A 17,163-nucleotide genomic window follows, 5' to 3' on the forward strand; every position below is an offset into this window, starting at 1 on the left:
CCGGTACGTTGGGTCGGTGGTGCCTGAATCCTTGCTTCCTGACTTGGGGCGGCGGGTTTTTGTTGCCCTTGGGGACTCCTTCACCGAAGGGGTGGGGGACCGGGACGAGCGGCTGCCGAACGGGGTCCGCGGGTGGGCCGACCGGGTGGCCGAGAAACTGGCCAAGGCGCAGCCCGGCTGGAAGTACGCCAACCTGGCCATCAGGAGCAAACGGCTGCGTCACATCATCGACGAGCAGCTGGAACCAGCGCTTCGGATGCGGCCCACGTTGATCACGCTCTACGCCGGCGGCAACGACCTCCTGGACCTGAAGACGGACATGGTGGCGCTGATGGTGGACTACGACCAATTCGTCGCCAAACTGGCCGGCACCGGGGCCACGGTGGTCCTGTTTACCGGGTTCGACGTCAAGGTTTCGGCGTTGCTGGAGCCACTGAAGAAGCGCAACACCTACTACAACCAGCGGGTGCGGGACATCGCGGCGAAGCACGGTGCCCTGCTGGTGGATTACTGGTGCCTGGACGCTTTCCATGACCGCCGGATGTGGGACTCGGACCGGCTCCACATGTCCAAGGCCGGGCACAAATACCTCGCCGGGCAGGTGCTGGACCAGTTGGGCGTGCCGCACAAAATCAAGCGCAAGGACTGGGAACCGCCGGTCCGGCTGAGCCTGCGCGAATGGGAGCAGCAGCAGCGGCGCTGGGTCCACGATTGGGTCCTGCCGCTGTTCGGCCGCAAACTCCGCGGCGTCACGCTGGGGGACACGCTCACCCCGCGCTGGCCCGAGCCGGTGAAGGTGCCGCGCAAGGGTTTGAAGAAGCTTACGTCGGAAACGCCCGACGGCGGCGCCGCGCCTTAGCTGGTTTCTGCGGGCGGGCTGTCCAGCAGGTTTTCATACCCTGGCGCCACACGGCCGGCGTGGAACTCCAGCACCTCGAAATCGGCCACCCCGTTGGAGTAGAACGGGTCAAGCGCCAGGCTGGCGTCGAGGGTGGCGCGCTCGGCCTGCGACAACAACAATCCGCCCGTGCGGGGAATCTTGCGGCCCGCGGCGATGAACACACCGTCGTCGAACGCCTTCTGCAGCCAGGCCATGTGGGCCTCGTTGTGGAAGTCGACGATCTCCTGGGGCACGCGGTAGGTGAGGGAGACAACATACATGCGCCAAGCCTACCGGCGCCTCAACAAGCTACTTGAAAGATCAATCGTAGAATGGGTTCATGACGGAACCCCGATGGCTCAACGCAGACGAACGCCGTGCCTGGCTGGCGCTGGTGAGCATCAACACCCTGCTGCCTGCGGCCCTTGACACCAGGCTGCACACCGCGGGGAAACTGTCCCTCTTCGATTACACCGTGCTGGCCATGCTCTCCGAAGCCGAAGACCGGTTCCTGCCCATGAGTGAGCTTGCCGCCCGCAGCAGCGCCTCCCTGTCCCGCCTCTCCCACGTGGTGACGAAGCTGCAGAAGCGTGGCTGGGTGGAACGCCGGCCGCACCCCCATGACGCAAGGGTGACCACCGCCCACCTCACCGAGGAAGGCATGGCCACGATCGTTGGCCTGGCGCCCCGCCACGTCGAGGACGTCCGTGACCTCTTCCTCGATGCCCTGACCGAACAGGACGTCCTGGACCTGGCGCGGATCGGCGAAAAAGTCGTTGGGCGACTGGACACGGACCACTGGATCCTGCGCGAAACCAAGGGCTGACCCGCCAATTGGTTGCTTCCGGCAACGGGTGGCAAACTTACCGCATGGATTTCACTTCCCGGTTCGTGGCCCTGGGCGATTCTTTTACTGAAGGCGTTGGCGACGACGACCCCGCACGCCCCAACGGTGTCCGCGGCTGGGCCGACCGCGTGGCTGAACAACTCTGCGCCGCCGATCCCGGCTTCGGTTACGCCAACCTCGCCATCCGCGGCAGGAAGCTCCGCCAGATCCTCGCCGAGCAGGTGGATGCCGCCGTCGAACTCAAGCCCACACTGGTGAGCATCTATGCGGGCGCCAATGACATCCTTCGCCCGCGGGTAGACATCGACGAACTGCTGGTGGAGTACAACGACGCCGTCGGCAGGCTGGCTGCCACCGGAGCCACCGTGGTGATGTTCACCGGTTTCGACGCCCGGGGTTCCAAGGTTTTCGGCACCATGCGCGGCCGGACCGCAATCTACAACGAGCTGGTCCGCGGCATTGCGGGGGACCACGGTGCGCTGCTGGTGGATTACTGGCGCTTCAGCGAGTACTACGACTGGGGCATGTGGGCCCACGACCGGATGCACATGTCCGCTGCGGGCCACGCCAACATGGCCAAGCGTGTGCTCGAGGTCCTCAAATATGACCACTCCATCGATATCCCGCCCATGACGCCGGTCCCTGATCTCAGCGGCAGGGATGCGCTCCGCGCCAATGCCCAATGGTTCCGGGAGTATGCGGCACCGTGGGTGGTGCGCCGCGTTACCGGCAAGTCGTCCGGGGACAATCTTCGGCCCAAATATCCGCAGCTGACGCGCCTGTAGCGGACCGCTTCCGGCCGCCGGCTCAGGCGGACTGGAAAGCCGGAGTCGCCAGCATGGAGCCGTCGGGGCGGATCGCCAGGACGGCAACGTCCCAGTTGTCTGTGGCCAGGTTCAGCACTGGCGTTCCGCCGGAGATAATGGCCGTGGCCAGCACATCCGCGGTGACGATGTCCGCCGCAGCCACGCTGACCTGGACAAACCCGGCGCCCCCGCCCACCCGCCAGATGTGCTCGCCCCGCTCCGCCGAGCCGGAGGTTGCAACCGCACTGTGCGGCCCACCCGCTCCAAGCGCGTACCCGGTGATGAGGGTCTGCCGGTCCGCCGGATCCACGATGCCGGTCTTCCACGGTTCGGAGCTGCCGGGCCGGGGCGAGCCGCTGACCAGCACGTCCCCGCCCGCGTTGAGGCACCAGTCGCGGCGGCCCAACGCCAGGAGGGTGGTTCCGGCCTCGCGGATCGCGTGGCCCTTGATGATGCCGGAAAGGTCCAGGACGCCGTCCGGCCGCTCGGGAGTGAAGGCGCCTTCCGTGCGCAGCCGCCATTCATGCGCCTCGGCGTACCGTTCCCGCATTCGGACCGAGGCGGTCCGCAGCGTCAGTTCGCCGCGGGCCAGCCGGCTCGCCTCGGAATCGGGGCGGTACAGGCTGAAGGTTTCGTCGAGGTCCCGGAAGAGGCGTTCGACGACGGCGGTGGCGGCCGCGAGCTCGTCAAGCCGTGGCTGCCCTTCCGCGGCGATGCCGACGGGCATGGTCAGGCTGATGACGGTACCCATGCACTCAAAGGTGCGGGCTTTCAGGGCCGGGGTGTCCGTTTCCGCCGGCACGGGGCTAGAGGTGCGCTGCATCGATGGCTGCCTGGAGTGAGGTGACGTAGGCGCTGCTGGTGACGGTGGCGCCGCTGATGGTCTTGATGCTGGCCGACTGGGCAGCCAGCGCCTCGCTGCGGAGCAGGGGTGCCGCACGGTTGCTGATCTGGATCGACTTGCCGTCGGTGTTGGTCAGCTGGAGGGCAGTGACGTCCGTGATCTTGCCGTTCGCCACCGTGATCTGGACCTGCACGGGACCGAACCTGGTCTGGACGGCGGTTCCCTTGTAGATACCGGAGGCGGTTGAACCCGAGGACCCGGAAGTGCTGGAGGAGCCTGTTGCGCCGGAGGAACCCGCCCCGGATGAGCCGGTGCCGGTGGCACCCGTGGTGCCTGCCGCCGTCGTGCCCGTTGCAACGGTGCTGATGCCCGATACCTGCGTGCCTGCCTGCCAGCCCGCCAGGAGAATCCCGGCGGAGGCGAAGGCGGCAGCGGCTATTCCGCGTATTTTCACCAGTCAAACCTTTCGTGATGGATCTGGTCCTCGGGGACGCCGGCGTTCGCGGCATCCGCTATGACGTTGGCTGCCCAGTGTGCCGGGCCGCAGACGTAGACGTCGGCGTCCGCAATGTCCGGGACGTAGGAGGTGAGGCTGTAGCCGTTGTGCACGGCGTCCTCAGGGAGCCATGTGGAGCGGCCATGGGACCGCCGCCCGGTGAGGTGGAAGAGCCTGGCGCCGCGTTCCTGGCAGAGCTCCAGGATTTCGCTGCCGAGGTAGAGCTCCCGCTCCGTATGGCCACGCAGCAGGACGCTGGCCTCACCGGGTCCGAACGGCGTGGTTTCCAGCAACGCCCGCAGCGGAGTGATGCCGATGCCGGCCCCGATCATGACCACTTTGTTCTTGGTGCGGGCGGCGGTGCTGAGCAGGCCATACGGTCCCTCCAGCGCCACTTTGGTACCTTTCCGCAGCCGGAGGAGGCGGCCTGATCCGTCGCCGAGGTTGCGGACGGTGATCCGCATGGTCCCCTGGCCGTCAGGACCATTGAAGACCGGCTCGGCGGACAGGCTGAACGGGTGCGGGTGCCACCACATTCCCGGGGCCAGGAACCGCCAGATGAAGAAGCGCCCGCCGGTCCCTGCCAGCTGGTCCAGCTGCCGGCCCCGCATGACGATGTTCACCACGCCTGGCGCCACGGCCTCAACCCGGGCCACGGTGAGCCGGTGCCTGAGGGTGGCCAGCACCGGTTCCAGGATGCGGAAGTACACCAGGGCGGTGCCGGTGGAGATGCAGATGGCCAGCCAGTACCAGCGCTGCCAGGTACCTGCGGCGAACAACCCGCCGACGCTGAACTGGTGCGGGATTGAGGTGGCGACGGCGGCGTACGTCAGGAGGTGCACCACGTACCAGAACTCGTAGGGAAAGCGGCGACGTACGGCCACCAGGGACGTCACCACGACGGCGATAAACAGTGCCATGGACACGAAGGCCAGCCACATATCGGGCACCTGCACCCACAAGTTGATGGACTCGGTGATGGGATCAAGCCCCTCCGCCATGCCATACCCGATGGCGATCAGCACGCCGTGGGCCAGGAGCAGATAAAGGGAGGGTTTGCCCAGCTTGCCGTGGAACTCCAAGGCGCGGTCATGGCCGATGGTCCGGTCAATAAACGGGATCCTTGCCGCCAGGAGCAACATGAGCAGGACCAGGTCCATGCCCGCCAGTCCGGCGACGATCCCGCCTGCGGTGAACAACCCGGCGGGCGAGGTGATGTTCGAAGCCCCGCCGTCCTCCAGCCACAGCGCGATTGCCGCGGCAACGGATGCCCAGGCAATGACGGTCAGGAGGTCCGTTCGCAACATGCGCTGCCTGTGCTGGCGGGTGAACCAGCCGCGGACGGGCCTCGTGGTGGACTGGGAAGGACGCCCCGGACGGCCGGAGCTGCTTGCGGCCGGTGTTGTCGGCAGGAGCTGCGTGTTCATGCCTCCAAGATTGCTTTGGGAAGCTATGTCCCTGCTGTGAAAAGGGGCAACCGGCAGCTGTGACCTTTCGTTCCTGCGGCTGCCCTTATACACCCGATTGGTCTTTAATTGCGTCAACTCGTAGACTTGGTAGGCGCTAAGTGCGCGGAGCGTGCGCAATTGCTCCGGTTGCCCCTGTAATTTTCGGGTGACCGGTAGTTAGGGGCTCAAGTTGCGTGACTAACCGTTGCCCTTCCTTATTTTGGGTCGCCCTTAGCAGCATGGTCCAGCAGAAGATATGCGGATCATTACTTTCAATTCTTGAGGAGAAGTCATGGCAGCACACTGCCAAGTGACCGGGGCCGAGCCGGGCTTTGGGCACAGCATTTCGCACTCGCACCGCCGCAACAAGCGCCGGTTCGATCCGAACATTCAGAAGAAGCGCTACTGGGTTCCGTCCCTGCGCCGTAACGTCACGCTGCAGGTCTCTGCACGTGGCATCAAGACCATCGACGTGCGCGGCATCGACGCAGTCGTCGCCGACATTCTTGCTCGTGGGGTGAAGCTCTAGTGGCTAAGGACAAGGACGTACGTCCGATCATCAAGCTCAAGTCGACCGCGGGCACCGGTTACACCTACGTAACCCGCAAGAACCGTCGTAACGATCCGGACCGCATGGTCCTGAAGAAGTACGACCCCAAGATCCGCCAGCACGTCGAATTCCGAGAGGAGCGCTAAACATGGCTAAGAAGTCCAAGATTGCTCGCAACGAGCAGCGCAAGGTCATCGTTGAGCGTTACGCTGCCAAGCGCCTCGAGCTGAAGAAGACCCTGGTTGACGAGAACGCAACCGACGAAGCACGCGAAGCAGCCCGCCTGGGCTTGCAGAAGCTGCCCCGCAACGCGTCCCCGATCCGTCTGCGTAACCGCGACATCATCGACGGCCGCCCCCGCGGTACCTTCCAGAAGTTCGGCATCTCCCGTGTTCGCTTCCGCGACATGGCTCACCGCGGTGAGCTCCCGGGCATCACCAAGTCTTCCTGGTAATCCAGCCACGCTGATACCAGCTGCTTGAGAAGGGCCGGCAACCTCACGGTTGCCGGCCCTTCTGCGTTTAAGCCACCCCGCCTTTTCCGGGGCTGAGCTTTTCGCCCTGGTGATTGAGCTTGTCGAAATCTGTGCGGCAGCCCACACTGACCGCTTACTGCGGCGCCAAGGCAGTTCGGTCCCTTTCTGCCCGCTGTTACCCCGGAATCCCGGGGTTTTCATGCCCTGCGGTGACGGGTTTGCGGTCGGTCCCGACTGCGTGTATTGTTTTCTAGGTCGCCGCGGGGGAGACAGCCAAGAGCTGGTAACCGCGGGCGGCCAAACCCCCAAAATACAGACTAAAATCTGGTAGCTCTTTAGGGCGCTGGAAATTGGTAGGGGAGATCTTCCCGCTGATGGAAATCCTGGAATAAGGATTTGCGTCGGAGTCGAAGATCAGGTAAGTTTGGAAAGTTGCTCCGGAGCGATCTGCGGCCCTTGGTGGGTTGTGGTGGTGCTGGGTGTGTCTGTTGTTTGAGAACTCAATAGTGTGCCAAGTTTGTTGATACCAATTGTTTTATTGATTGGTTGTTTTGGCTGTGTCGCCACCCCGTGGTGGCATGGTTTTTACAGCTGGTTTCAAATTTTGTGCAGTCGTGGTTGCCGTTATTTCCGGTGGTCGTGGTTGTGTCTGTTTTACTTCAACGGAGAGTTTGATCCTGGCTCAGGATGAACGCTGGCGGCGTGCTTAACACATGCAAGTCGAACGATGAAGGGAGCTTGCTCCTGGATTAGTGGCGAACGGGTGAGTAACACGTGAGTAACCTGCCCTTGACTCTGGGATAAGCCTGGGAAACTGGGTCTAATACCGGATATGACCTTCCATCGCATGGTGGTTGGTGGAAAGCTTTTGTGGTTTTGGATGGACTCGCGGCCTATCAGCTTGTTGGTGGGGTAATGGCCTACCAAGGCGACGACGGGTAGCCGGCCTGAGAGGGTGACCGGCCACACTGGGACTGAGACACGGCCCAGACTCCTACGGGAGGCAGCAGTGGGGAATATTGCACAATGGGCGCAAGCCTGATGCAGCGACGCCGCGTGAGGGATGACGGCCTTCGGGTTGTAAACCTCTTTCAGTAGGGAAGAAGCGAAAGTGACGGTACCTGCAGAAGAAGCGCCGGCTAACTACGTGCCAGCAGCCGCGGTAATACGTAGGGCGCAAGCGTTATCCGGAATTATTGGGCGTAAAGAGCTCGTAGGCGGTTTGTCGCGTCTGCCGTGAAAGTCCGGGGCTCAACTCCGGATCTGCGGTGGGTACGGGCAGACTAGAGTGATGTAGGGGAGACTGGAATTCCTGGTGTAGCGGTGAAATGCGCAGATATCAGGAGGAACACCGATGGCGAAGGCAGGTCTCTGGGCATTAACTGACGCTGAGGAGCGAAAGCATGGGGAGCGAACAGGATTAGATACCCTGGTAGTCCATGCCGTAAACGTTGGGCACTAGGTGTGGGGGACATTCCACGTTTTCCGCGCCGTAGCTAACGCATTAAGTGCCCCGCCTGGGGAGTACGGCCGCAAGGCTAAAACTCAAAGGAATTGACGGGGGCCCGCACAAGCGGCGGAGCATGCGGATTAATTCGATGCAACGCGAAGAACCTTACCAAGGCTTGACATGAACCGGAAACGCCTGGAAACAGGTGCCCCGCTTGCGGTCGGTTTACAGGTGGTGCATGGTTGTCGTCAGCTCGTGTCGTGAGATGTTGGGTTAAGTCCCGCAACGAGCGCAACCCTCGTTCTATGTTGCCAGCACGTGATGGTGGGGACTCATAGGAGACTGCCGGGGTCAACTCGGAGGAAGGTGGGGACGACGTCAAATCATCATGCCCCTTATGTCTTGGGCTTCACGCATGCTACAATGGCCGGTACAAAGGGTTGCGATACTGTGAGGTGGAGCTAATCCCAAAAAGCCGGTCTCAGTTCGGATTGGGGTCTGCAACTCGACCCCATGAAGTCGGAGTCGCTAGTAATCGCAGATCAGCAACGCTGCGGTGAATACGTTCCCGGGCCTTGTACACACCGCCCGTCAAGTCACGAAAGTTGGTAACACCCGAAGCCGGTGGCCTAACCCCTTGTGGGAGGGAGCTGTCGAAGGTGGGACTGGCGATTGGGACTAAGTCGTAACAAGGTAGCCGTACCGGAAGGTGCGGCTGGATCACCTCCTTTCTAAGGAGCACCTACAATGTTCTGCTGCTGACGCATGTTGGTGGTGGGGGTTGTCAGGAGTAAAGGCCCGTTTCACGGACGAGTGTTTCGTGGCGGGTGCTCAAGGGTGGAATATCAACGAATAGCGGCCGTGGTGTTTTCTTCTTCTCTAGTACGAGCCAGTGATGGTTCTGGAACGGTGGGTGGGGGATGGCGCGGTTTAGTGTTTGGCACACTGTTGGGTCCTGAGGCAACAGGACCATTGGCGGCCTCCTTTGGTGGGGGTTGTTGGTGGGACTTTGTTTCTGGTTTCCTGGCTGCACCGATCATGCATGGTGGCTCCTTTGTTGTGGGCTTGTGTGTGGGGTGTGTGGTTTGGGGTTGTTGTTTGAGAACTACATAGTGGACGCGAGCATCTTGTATAAGAAGCAATTTCCAAGAATATGAACCTGGATCTGGCCGCATCTTTGGGTGTGGACGGTTTTCATGGTTCTCTCGAGAAATTTTTTTTGATCTTTGTGGTCAAGTTTTTAAGAGCACACGGTGGATGCCTTGGCATTAGGAGCCGAAGAAGGACGTAGGAATCTGCGATAAGCCTGGGGGAGTCGATAACCGGACTGTGATCCCAGGGTGTCCGAATGGGGAAACCCCGCCAAGCGCGCGAGTGACTTGGTGACCCGTACCTGAACACATAGGGTGCGTGGGGGGAACGCGGGGAAGTGAAACATCTCAGTACCCGCAGGAAGAGAAAACAATAGTGATTCCGTTAGTAGTGGCGAGCGAACGCGGATCAGGCTAAACCGTTCCATGTGTGATAGCCGGCGGGCGTTGCATGGTCGGGGTTGTGGGACTTTCCATACCAGTTCTGCCGGGCTGGTGGGGTGTGATGTGCGCGCATAGGTGAACGGTTTTGAAAGGCCGGCCAGAGAGGGTGTTAGTCCCGTAACCGTAATGTGTTTGTGCCGCCTGTGAGAGTATCCCAAGTAGTACGGGGCCCGAGAAATCCCGTGCGAATCTGTCAGGACCACCTGATAAGCCTAAATACTCCCTAATGACCGATAGCGGACCAGTACCGTGAGGGAAAGGTGAAAAGTACCCCGGGAGGGGAGTGAAACAGTACCTGAAACCGTGTGCTTACAATCCGTCGGAGCCAGTCTGATTCTGGTGACGGCGTGCCTTTTGAAGAATGAGCCTGCGAGTTAGTGTTACGTCGCGAGGTTAACCCGTGTGGGGCAGCCGTAGCGAAAGCGAGTCTGAATAGGGCGTTGCAGTGGCGTGATCTAGACCCGAAGCGAAGTGATCTACCCATGGCCAGGTTGAAGCGACGGTAAGACGTCGTGGAGGACCGAACCCACTTCAGTTGAAAATGGAGGGGATGAGCTGTGGGTAGGGGTGAAAGGCCAATCAAACTTCGTGATAGCTGGTTCTCCCCGAAATGCATTTAGGTGCAGCGTTGCGTGTTTCTTGCTGGAGGTAGAGCTACTGGATGGCTAATGGGCCCTACAAGGTTACTGACGTCAGCCAAACTCCGAATGCCGGTAAGTGAGAGCGCAGCAGTGAGACTGTGGGGGATAAGCTTCATAGTCGAGAGGGAAACAGCCCAGACCACCAACTAAGGCCCCTAAGCGTGTGCTAAGTGGGAAAGGATGTGGAGTTGCGAAGACAACCAGGAGGTTGGCTTAGAAGCAGCCACCCTTAAAAGAGTGCGTAATAGCTCACTGGTCAAGTGATTCCGCGCCGACAATGTAGCGGGGCTCAAGTACACCGCCGAAGTTGTGGCATTCAGACATGTACTAAGCCTTCGTGGTTCAGGTGTTTGGATGGGTAGGGGAGCGTCGTGTGGGCGGTGAAGTCGCGGTGTAAACCAGTGGTGGAGCCTACACGAGTGAGAATGCAGGCATGAGTAGCGAAAGACGGGTGAGAAACCCGTCCGCCGAATGATCAAGGGTTCCAGGGTCAAGCTAATCTGCCCTGGGTAAGTCGGGACCTAAGGCGAGGCCGACAGGCGTAGTCGATGGACAACGGGTTGATATTCCCGTACCGGCGAAAAAACCGTCCATGTTGAACAGGGGATACTAACCGCCCGAGACCTGCCTGACACCCCTTGTGGGTGGAGGGTTTTGGTGGAGCGCGGGACCTGATCCTGGGAGGCAAGCGTATTAACAGGTGTGACGCAGGAAGGTAGCCGAGCCGGGCGATGGTTGTCCCGGTCTAAGGATGTAGGGCGAGTGGTAGGCAAATCCGCCACTCATGGTGCCTGAGATCTGATGGGACCCCCGTTTGGGGGGATTTGGTGATCCTATGCTGCCGAGAAAAGCATCGACGCGAGGTTTTAGCCGCCCGTACCCCAAACCGACACAGGTGATCAGGTAGAGAATACTAAGGCGATCGAGAGAATTATGGTTAAGGAACTCGGCAAAATGCCCCCGTAACTTCGGGAGAAGGGGGGCCCCAACCTTGAACGGTACTAGCGACCGGGAGGGGATCGGGGCCGCAGAGACCAGGGGGAAGCGACTGTTTACTAAAAACACAGGTCCGTGCGAAGTCGCAAGACGATGTATACGGACTGACTCCTGCCCGGTGCTGGAAGGTTAAGAGGACCGGTTAGCCGCAAGGCGAAGCTGAGAATTTAAGCCCCAGTAAACGGCGGTGGTAACTATAACCATCCTAAGGTAGCGAAATTCCTTGTCGGGTAAGTTCCGACCTGCACGAATGGAGTAACGACTTCCCCGCTGTCTCAACCATAAACTCGGCGAAATTGCAGTACGAGTAAAGATGCTCGTTACGCGCAGCAGGACGGAAAGACCCCGAGACCTTTACTATAGTTTGGTATTGGTGTTCGGAGTGGCTTGTGTAGGATAGGTGGGAGACGTTGAAGCCCGGACGCCAGTTCGGGTGGAGTCATCGTTGAAATACCACTCTGGTCACTTTGGACATCTAACTTCGGCCCGTAATCCGGGTCAGGGACAGTGCCTGATGGGTAGTTTAACTGGGGCGGTTGCCTCCTAAAAAGTAACGGAGGCGCCCAAAGGTTCCCTCAGCCTGGTTGGCAATCAGGTGTCGAGTGTAAGTGCACAAGGGAGCTTGACTGTGAGAGAGACATCTCGAGCAGGGACGAAAGTCGGGACTAGTGATCCGGCGGTACATTGTGGAATGGCCGTCGCTCAACGGATAAAAGGTACCTCGGGGATAACAGGCTGATCTTGCCCAAGAGTCCATATCGACGGCATGGTTTGGCACCTCGATGTCGGCTCGTCGCATCCTGGGGCTGGAGTAGGTCCCAAGGGTTGGGCTGTTCGCCCATTAAAGCGGTACGCGAGCTGGGTTTAGAACGTCGTGAGACAGTTCGGTCCCTATCCGCTGCGCGCGCAGGAAATTTGAGAAGGGCTGTCCTTAGTACGAGAGGACCGGGACGGACGAACCTCTGGTGTGTCAGTTGTACTGCCAAGTGCACCGCTGATTAGCTACGTTCGGATGGGATAACCGCTGAAAGCATCTAAGCGGGAAGCTCGCTTCGAGATGAGATTTCCATACACCCTCGGGTGTGAGAGGCCCCCAGCCAGACCACTGGGTTGATAGGCCGGATGTGGAAGCGAGGACTAACGACTCGTGAAGCTGACCGGTACTAATAGGCCAACAACTTACACCACACAGAAAAACATTCTGCTTGCGTCCACTATGTGGTTCCCAACCAACAACCCCCACCCGGGGTTTCATGGTCCAGGAACCAAACACAACTGAATAACAACACCACAATGTTGTAACCACAGTTTTCCCACACCACCCCAGGGGTTGGTGACGGGTACAAGGGTTACGGCGGTCATAGCGTGGGGGAAACGCCCGGTCCCATTCCGAACCCGGAAGCTAAGACCCACAGCGCCGATGGTACTGCACCCGGGAGGGTGTGGGAGAGTAGGACACCGCCGGACACACATTGGTCGAGGCCCCAACCACACGGTTGGGGCCTCCCACATTTAAAACAACCACCTAGACTTACGGTCTATGACCCCCCGAAGCACAAGCCGGAACGGCAAGCGGGCCACCATCCTGGATGTCGCCGCAGCCGCCGGAGTCTCCCGGCAGACCGTAACCCGGGCCATGAACGATATGGCCGGCATCAGCCCCGATACCCGTGAGCGCGTCCAAAAGATTGCCGCAGAGCTGGGCTACACCCCCAGCCGTTTCGCCAAGGGACTGGTCCAGGGAGCCAGGGTTTCTGTGGGCCTCGCCATCCCGGACCTGACCAACCCCTACTTCCCGGCCTTTGCGTCCAGCGTGGTTGAGGCGGCTACCGGGCGCGGCTGGAATGTGGTGGTTGATGATTACGGTCACGGCACCGGCAGCGCCGCGGACGCCGCCGCCAGGCTCGCACCGCAGGTGGACGCATTGATCGGCTACCTGGCGCCCCACGCGGACGAGGCGCAGGCGCTCATGGGCCGCCGGCCCGTCGTCGCCCTTGACTCGCCAGGCGCGGGAACCGCCGGCGGCATCTCGTTCGACTACCACCACGCGGCGCGGCTGGCCCTCGCCCACCTCGCCTCCAGGGGCTGCGCGAACATTGCCTTCCTTGACTCGGACCAAGGCGGGCCTGCCGGCAGCCGGAGCGCTGCGGCGGCCGCGGTGGCCCAGGAAACTGGAGTACAGCTCACCCGGTTCCGGGCGGCACCCTCTGTTGCCGCGGCCAAGGCCGCCGTGGCCCTCCTGACCGCGGGTGGGCGGCCCGTGGATGGGATCCTTGCCTTCAATGACCTGATGGCCGCCGGTGCGTTGAAAGCGTTGCAGGCGTCCGGCATAGCTGTCCCTGGTGACTGCGCCGTCATCGGTATGGACGGGATACCGCTCGGAGAGCTGCTCACGCCGGAGTTGACCACCCTTGCCCTTGACCTGCGCGCGGTGGGCCGCGCCGCCGTCGGCCTCCTGGAAGGCCTCCTCGCAGGCTCGCTCGCGGAAGGCGGCACCGAGACTCACCTGATCCTTCGGCACCAGCTGATTCTCCGCCAATCCGCCTAAGCCCTACTCAAAAACGAAGGTAACGGATAGGCTTTAAGCGCAATCACGTGAACGTTCACGCCGCTCAATCCCAGACACTTGCAGCAAGGAAACCCATGTCACTCCACATCCCCGCCGCAACTGCCGGCGGCCAGGACTCCCGCGGCGCCGCGAACTCCACCCCCAACCTGGAGCTTGGCCAGGAAGGGGTCCGGGAGCTGGCCTCGCTGGCGCCGGGAAGGGGAAGCCTGCCCGCACGTTCGTACCTCGCAACTGACGCTCCCAAGCTGTCGCTGAACGGAGACTGGCAGTTCAGGCTGAGCCCTGGAATCCGGACTGCGCCTAATGACGGGTGGCAGCACGGAAAGGACCCGGCCGGCTTCGTTCCGTTGCCCGTCCCCTCCAGCTGGAGCATGCACGGCCACGGCTCCCCGGCGTACACCAATGTCCAGTTCCCCTTTGCCGTGGAACCGCCGTTCGTCCAGGAAGCCAACCCCATCGGGGACCACCTGGTGACCTTTGAAGCCGGCCCCGAGTTTCTCCCGCACGCGCTGTTGCGGTTCGACGGCATTGATTCCGCCGGGACGGTATGGCTGAACGGGGTGGAACTCGGAACTACCCGCGGCAGCAGGCTGGCCCACGAATTCGACGTGTCCGGCATCCTGGTGGAAGGCACCAACACCCTGGCGGTGCGGGTGGCCCAGTTCTCCGCCGCCAGCTACGTGGAGGACCAGGACATGTGGTGGCTCCCGGGGATCTTCCGGGACGTAACCCTCCAGGCGCGGCCCACGGACGGCATCGACGATCTCTTCGTCCATGCAGACTACGACCACAAGACGGGGCACGGCACGCTGCGCGTCGAGGTGACCCGGGCCGGAAAGGTGGTTGACGCCGTCGTACGCATCCCGGAACTCGGCCTGGAACTGCCCGCCGCCACTGAACAGGCTATACCGGGCGTCGAGCCGTGGTCAGCGGAAGAGCCGCGCCTGTATGACGCCACCGTCAGCACCCCTGGCGAGACCGCCTCCCTGCAGGTGGGCTTCCGCAGCATCACTATCGAAGACGCCCAGTTCAAGGTCAACGGCCGGCGCATCCTGCTCCGCGGTGTGAACCGGCATGAGCACCACCCCCGGCTGGGCCGCGTGGTGCCGCGGGACGTGGTGGAAGCCGAACTGCGGCTGATGAAGCAGCACAACATCAATGCGATCCGCACCTCGCACTACCCGCCGCATCCGGAATTCCTGGCCCTGGCCGACCAGCTCGGGTTCTACGTGGTCCTCGAATGCGACCTTGAGACCCACGGATTCGTGGGGGCCGGATGGGCGCAGAACCCCAGCGACGATCCTCAATGGGAAGAAGCCCTGGTGGACCGGATGCAGCGCACCGTGGAGCGCGACAAGAACCATCCTTCGGTCATCATGTGGTCCCTGGGCAATGAGGCCGGCACCGGCCGGAACCTTGCGGCCATGTCACGCTGGGCCAAGGACCGTGACCCGTCGCGCCCCATCCACTACGAAGGCGACTGGTCATCGCCCGACGTGGACGTCTACTCCCGGATGTACGCCAGCCAGGCCGAGACGGCGCTGATCGGCCAGGGAATCGAACCGGCACTCGAGAATGCCGAACTGGATGCCCGGCGCCGCGCCATGCCGTTCGTGCTCTGCGAATATGTCCATGCCATGGGCAACGGGCCCGGCGGCATGAGCGAATACCAGGAACTGTTCGAGAAGTACCCGCGGCTGATGGGCGGCTTCGTCTGGGAGTGGCTGGAACACGGCATCACCGTGCGGGACCCCGATGGGGGCGAACACTTCGCCTATGGCGGGGATTTTGGTGAAGAGATCCATGATGGAAACTTCGTCACCGACGGCTTGGTTGACGCCAACCGCAAGCCCCGCCCCGGGCTGCTGGACTTCAAGAAGGTCATTGAGCCGCTGCACATAGAGGTTGGGCAGGATTGGGCCAGCTTCGCCGTACGCAATGGCCAGGACTTTGCGGACACGTCCGCTTTCAGCTTCCAGTACAAAGTTGAGACCGACGGCGACATCCGGCTTGAGGGGTCAGTGGCCGTTGCGCCCGTAGCGCCGCAGTCCGAAACAGTTGTGGAGTTGCCGGCGGAAGTTGCCGGGTACGCGGCCGCGCCGGCGTCCAGCCAGGCTGCGGTGCTGACCGTTAGCGCCGTGCTTGCCTCCGATACGGCCTGGGCCAGGGCCGGCCACGAGGTCGCCTGGGGCCAGGGGGGCCGCATTGCGGCACAGGATCCTGGGCTGCCCGCCGGGGACGGAGTCGAGGTCACGGACGACGAGCTGAGGCTTGGTCCCGCCCGATTCAGCCGGGCCACTGGCATGCCCACGTCCATTGGTGGCCTTCCCGTCGACAAGCTGGGGCTGGTCCTGTGGTGGCCACCCACTGACAACGACCTGGGCCGGGAATGGGGGAGCACCGACGAGCGGCCGCTTGCCACCCAGTGGAAGGACGCAGGACTTGACCGCCTCCACACACGCCTGCTGGGCATCACGGCGGAACCCGCGGCAGACGGCGGCGAGCGACTCCGCGTCAGCACCCGCGTCGGCGCCGCGGACAAGCAGTACGGCATACTGGTCGATTACCTGTGGACCAGCAACTCCGGCGAACTGGCACTGCGCACCCGCATCAAGCCCGTAGGGGATTGGGTCAACGCCGGCTTCGACGTCGAATGGGCACGGATCGGGCTGGAGCTCGTCCTGGGGACCGGGACAACTACGGTGAACTGGTTCGGGCAGGGTCCGCACCAGAGTTACCCGGACACCGGCCAGGGCGCGCGAACGGGGTGGTTCGAGTTGCCACTTGCCGGCTTGGACGTGGACTACGTCCGGCCGCAGGAATCCGGGGCGCGCGGCGGCGTACGGCACGCGGTTCTGGAAACCGGCGGCAAGCAGCTGCATCTCTCCGGAAAACCTTTTGCCCTGACTGTCAGGCCCTATGGCCTGGGTGTACTCGCGGCCGCCAGGCACCGTCCCGACCTGGTTCCCGACGGACGCAGCTACGTTTACCTTGATCATGCCCGGCGGGGTGTGGGGACTGCAGCGTGTGGACCCGGTGTCCTGGAGCCATACCGGCTGAAGCCCCGTGACGCTGAGTTCGACGTCATCTTCCGCGTCCTCGGCTAAAGCCGCTGCGGAATGTGAGTCACCCAACATAGACCCCAGACCCGCCGCAAGTGGGGTGGGAGCCTGGCATGCGCCGCTGGAAACCGCGGAAATGCGCGGTTTCCAGCGGCGTGCGGAGCTCGTAATCTCTGATTTGCGGCGGGGTTGGTGGGCGTGTATTGTTTTCTGAGTCGCCGCCGCTGATGCGGAAAGATAGCGGCCAAACCCCTTCTGAATGGCCTGAAAATGGTGCGGTATGTTGCGCGCTGAGTAGGGTGGGGGTCCTGTTTGTGGAGTTGCGGGTTCGCGGTAACGCGGGTTTGCAAAGCTTCATGGGTTCGGGTAAGTTTGGAAAGTTGCTCCGGAGCGATCTGCGGCCCTTGGTGGGTTGTGGTGGTGCTGGGTGTGTCTGTTGTTTGAGAACTCAATAGTGTGCCAAGTTTGTTGATACCAATTGTTTTATTGATTGGTTGTTTTGGCTGTGTCGCCACCCCGTGGTGGCATGGTTTTTACAGCTGGTTTCAAATTTTGTGCAGTCGT

The 17,163-nt window shown here is 61.9% G+C and carries 12 protein-coding genes and 3 rRNA genes; 11 read left to right on the forward strand and 4 right to left on the reverse strand.

The features are described from left to right. The first annotated feature begins 16 nt into the window (after positions 1-16). Complete coding sequence (locus QF050_RS04845) at positions 17-859, forward strand: SGNH/GDSL hydrolase family protein (protein ID WP_308929414.1); 843 nt, start codon at positions 17-19, stop codon at positions 857-859. Here QF050_RS04845 and QF050_RS04850 read toward each other — a convergent pair. Further along, positions 856-1,161, reverse strand: coding sequence for a YciI family protein (locus QF050_RS04850; RefSeq protein WP_308929415.1), 306 nt, complete (start codon positions 1,159-1,161; stop codon positions 856-858). The two genes, QF050_RS04845 and QF050_RS04850, sit on opposite strands and share 4 nt — an antisense overlap. Positions 1,162-1,220: 59 nt before the next feature. Here QF050_RS04850 and QF050_RS04855 point away from each other — a divergent pair, with 59 nt between their 5' ends. Both QF050_RS04855 and QF050_RS04860 read left to right on the forward strand, forming a co-directional pair. Continuing rightward, a complete protein-coding gene (locus QF050_RS04855) occupies positions 1,221-1,706 on the forward strand; it encodes a MarR family transcriptional regulator (RefSeq protein ID WP_308929416.1) in 486 nt (161 codons plus the stop codon). Between the two features lie 44 nt (positions 1,707-1,750). Further along, on the forward strand, positions 1,751-2,512 hold the full coding sequence (locus QF050_RS04860) for an SGNH/GDSL hydrolase family protein (protein ID WP_308929417.1): 762 nt from the start codon (positions 1,751-1,753) through the stop codon (positions 2,510-2,512). Positions 2,513-2,534: 22 nt separating this feature from the next. Here QF050_RS04860 and QF050_RS04865 read toward each other — a convergent pair whose 3' ends face one another. Genes QF050_RS04865 through QF050_RS04875 form a run of 3 tightly spaced genes read right to left on the reverse strand, consistent with a single transcriptional unit; the run spans position 2,535 to position 5,300 of the window. Beyond that, the gene (locus QF050_RS04865) at positions 2,535-3,356 is read right to left on the reverse strand and encodes an FAD:protein FMN transferase (RefSeq protein WP_374121501.1); all 822 of its coding nucleotides are present in this window, start codon (positions 3,354-3,356) and stop codon (positions 2,535-2,537) included. After that, complete coding sequence (locus tag QF050_RS04870; protein ID WP_308929418.1) at positions 3,340-3,831, reverse strand: FMN-binding protein; 492 nt, start codon at positions 3,829-3,831, stop codon at positions 3,340-3,342. Before QF050_RS04870 ends, QF050_RS04865 begins: the two co-directional genes overlap by 17 nt. After that, positions 3,828-5,300 carry a ferredoxin reductase family protein gene (locus tag QF050_RS04875; protein ID WP_308929419.1) on the reverse strand — a complete coding sequence of 491 codons (1,473 nt, stop codon included), beginning with the start codon at positions 5,298-5,300 and terminating at the stop codon, positions 3,828-3,830. The genes QF050_RS04870 and QF050_RS04875 overlap by 4 nt, the downstream gene beginning before the upstream one ends. A gap of 313 nt (positions 5,301-5,613) precedes the next feature. Here QF050_RS04875 and rpmB point away from each other — a divergent pair, with 313 nt between their 5' ends. The 8 genes from rpmB to QF050_RS04915 all read left to right on the forward strand — a co-directional run bounded on the left by rpmB (position 5,614) and on the right by QF050_RS04915 (position 16,644). Then, a complete protein-coding gene (gene rpmB, locus QF050_RS04880; RefSeq protein ID WP_018763944.1) occupies positions 5,614-5,850 on the forward strand; it encodes a 50S ribosomal protein L28 in 237 nt (78 codons plus the stop codon). Next, a complete protein-coding gene (gene rpmG, locus QF050_RS04885) occupies positions 5,850-6,017 on the forward strand; it encodes a 50S ribosomal protein L33 (RefSeq protein WP_013602737.1) in 168 nt (55 codons plus the stop codon). The genes rpmB and rpmG overlap by 1 nt, the downstream gene beginning before the upstream one ends. Before the next feature lie 2 nt (positions 6,018-6,019). After that, positions 6,020-6,325, forward strand: a complete 306-nt coding sequence (rpsN, locus tag QF050_RS04890) for a 30S ribosomal protein S14 (protein WP_015938870.1) — start codon at positions 6,020-6,022, stop codon at positions 6,323-6,325. A gap of 680 nt (positions 6,326-7,005) precedes the next feature. Further along, positions 7,006-8,527 (forward strand): 16S ribosomal RNA (locus tag QF050_RS04895). Between the two features lie 499 nt (positions 8,528-9,026). Beyond that, a 23S ribosomal RNA gene (locus QF050_RS04900) occupies positions 9,027-12,156 on the forward strand. Between the two features lie 162 nt (positions 12,157-12,318). After that, positions 12,319-12,435, forward strand: a 5S ribosomal RNA gene (gene rrf, locus QF050_RS04905). Together the 16S, 23S and 5S rRNA genes form the textbook arrangement of a ribosomal RNA operon. A gap of 73 nt (positions 12,436-12,508) precedes the next feature. Beyond that, complete coding sequence (locus tag QF050_RS04910; RefSeq protein ID WP_308929420.1) at positions 12,509-13,516, forward strand: LacI family DNA-binding transcriptional regulator; 1,008 nt, start codon at positions 12,509-12,511, stop codon at positions 13,514-13,516. Positions 13,517-13,611: 95 nt separating this feature from the next. Beyond that, complete coding sequence (locus tag QF050_RS04915; RefSeq protein WP_308929421.1) at positions 13,612-16,644, forward strand: glycoside hydrolase family 2 TIM barrel-domain containing protein; 3,033 nt, start codon at positions 13,612-13,614, stop codon at positions 16,642-16,644. Positions 16,645-17,163 lie beyond the last annotated feature (519 nt).

The sequence above is a fragment of the Arthrobacter sp. SLBN-112 genome, from assembly GCF_030944625.1.
Taxonomy (GTDB): domain Bacteria; phylum Actinomycetota; class Actinomycetes; order Actinomycetales; family Micrococcaceae; genus Arthrobacter.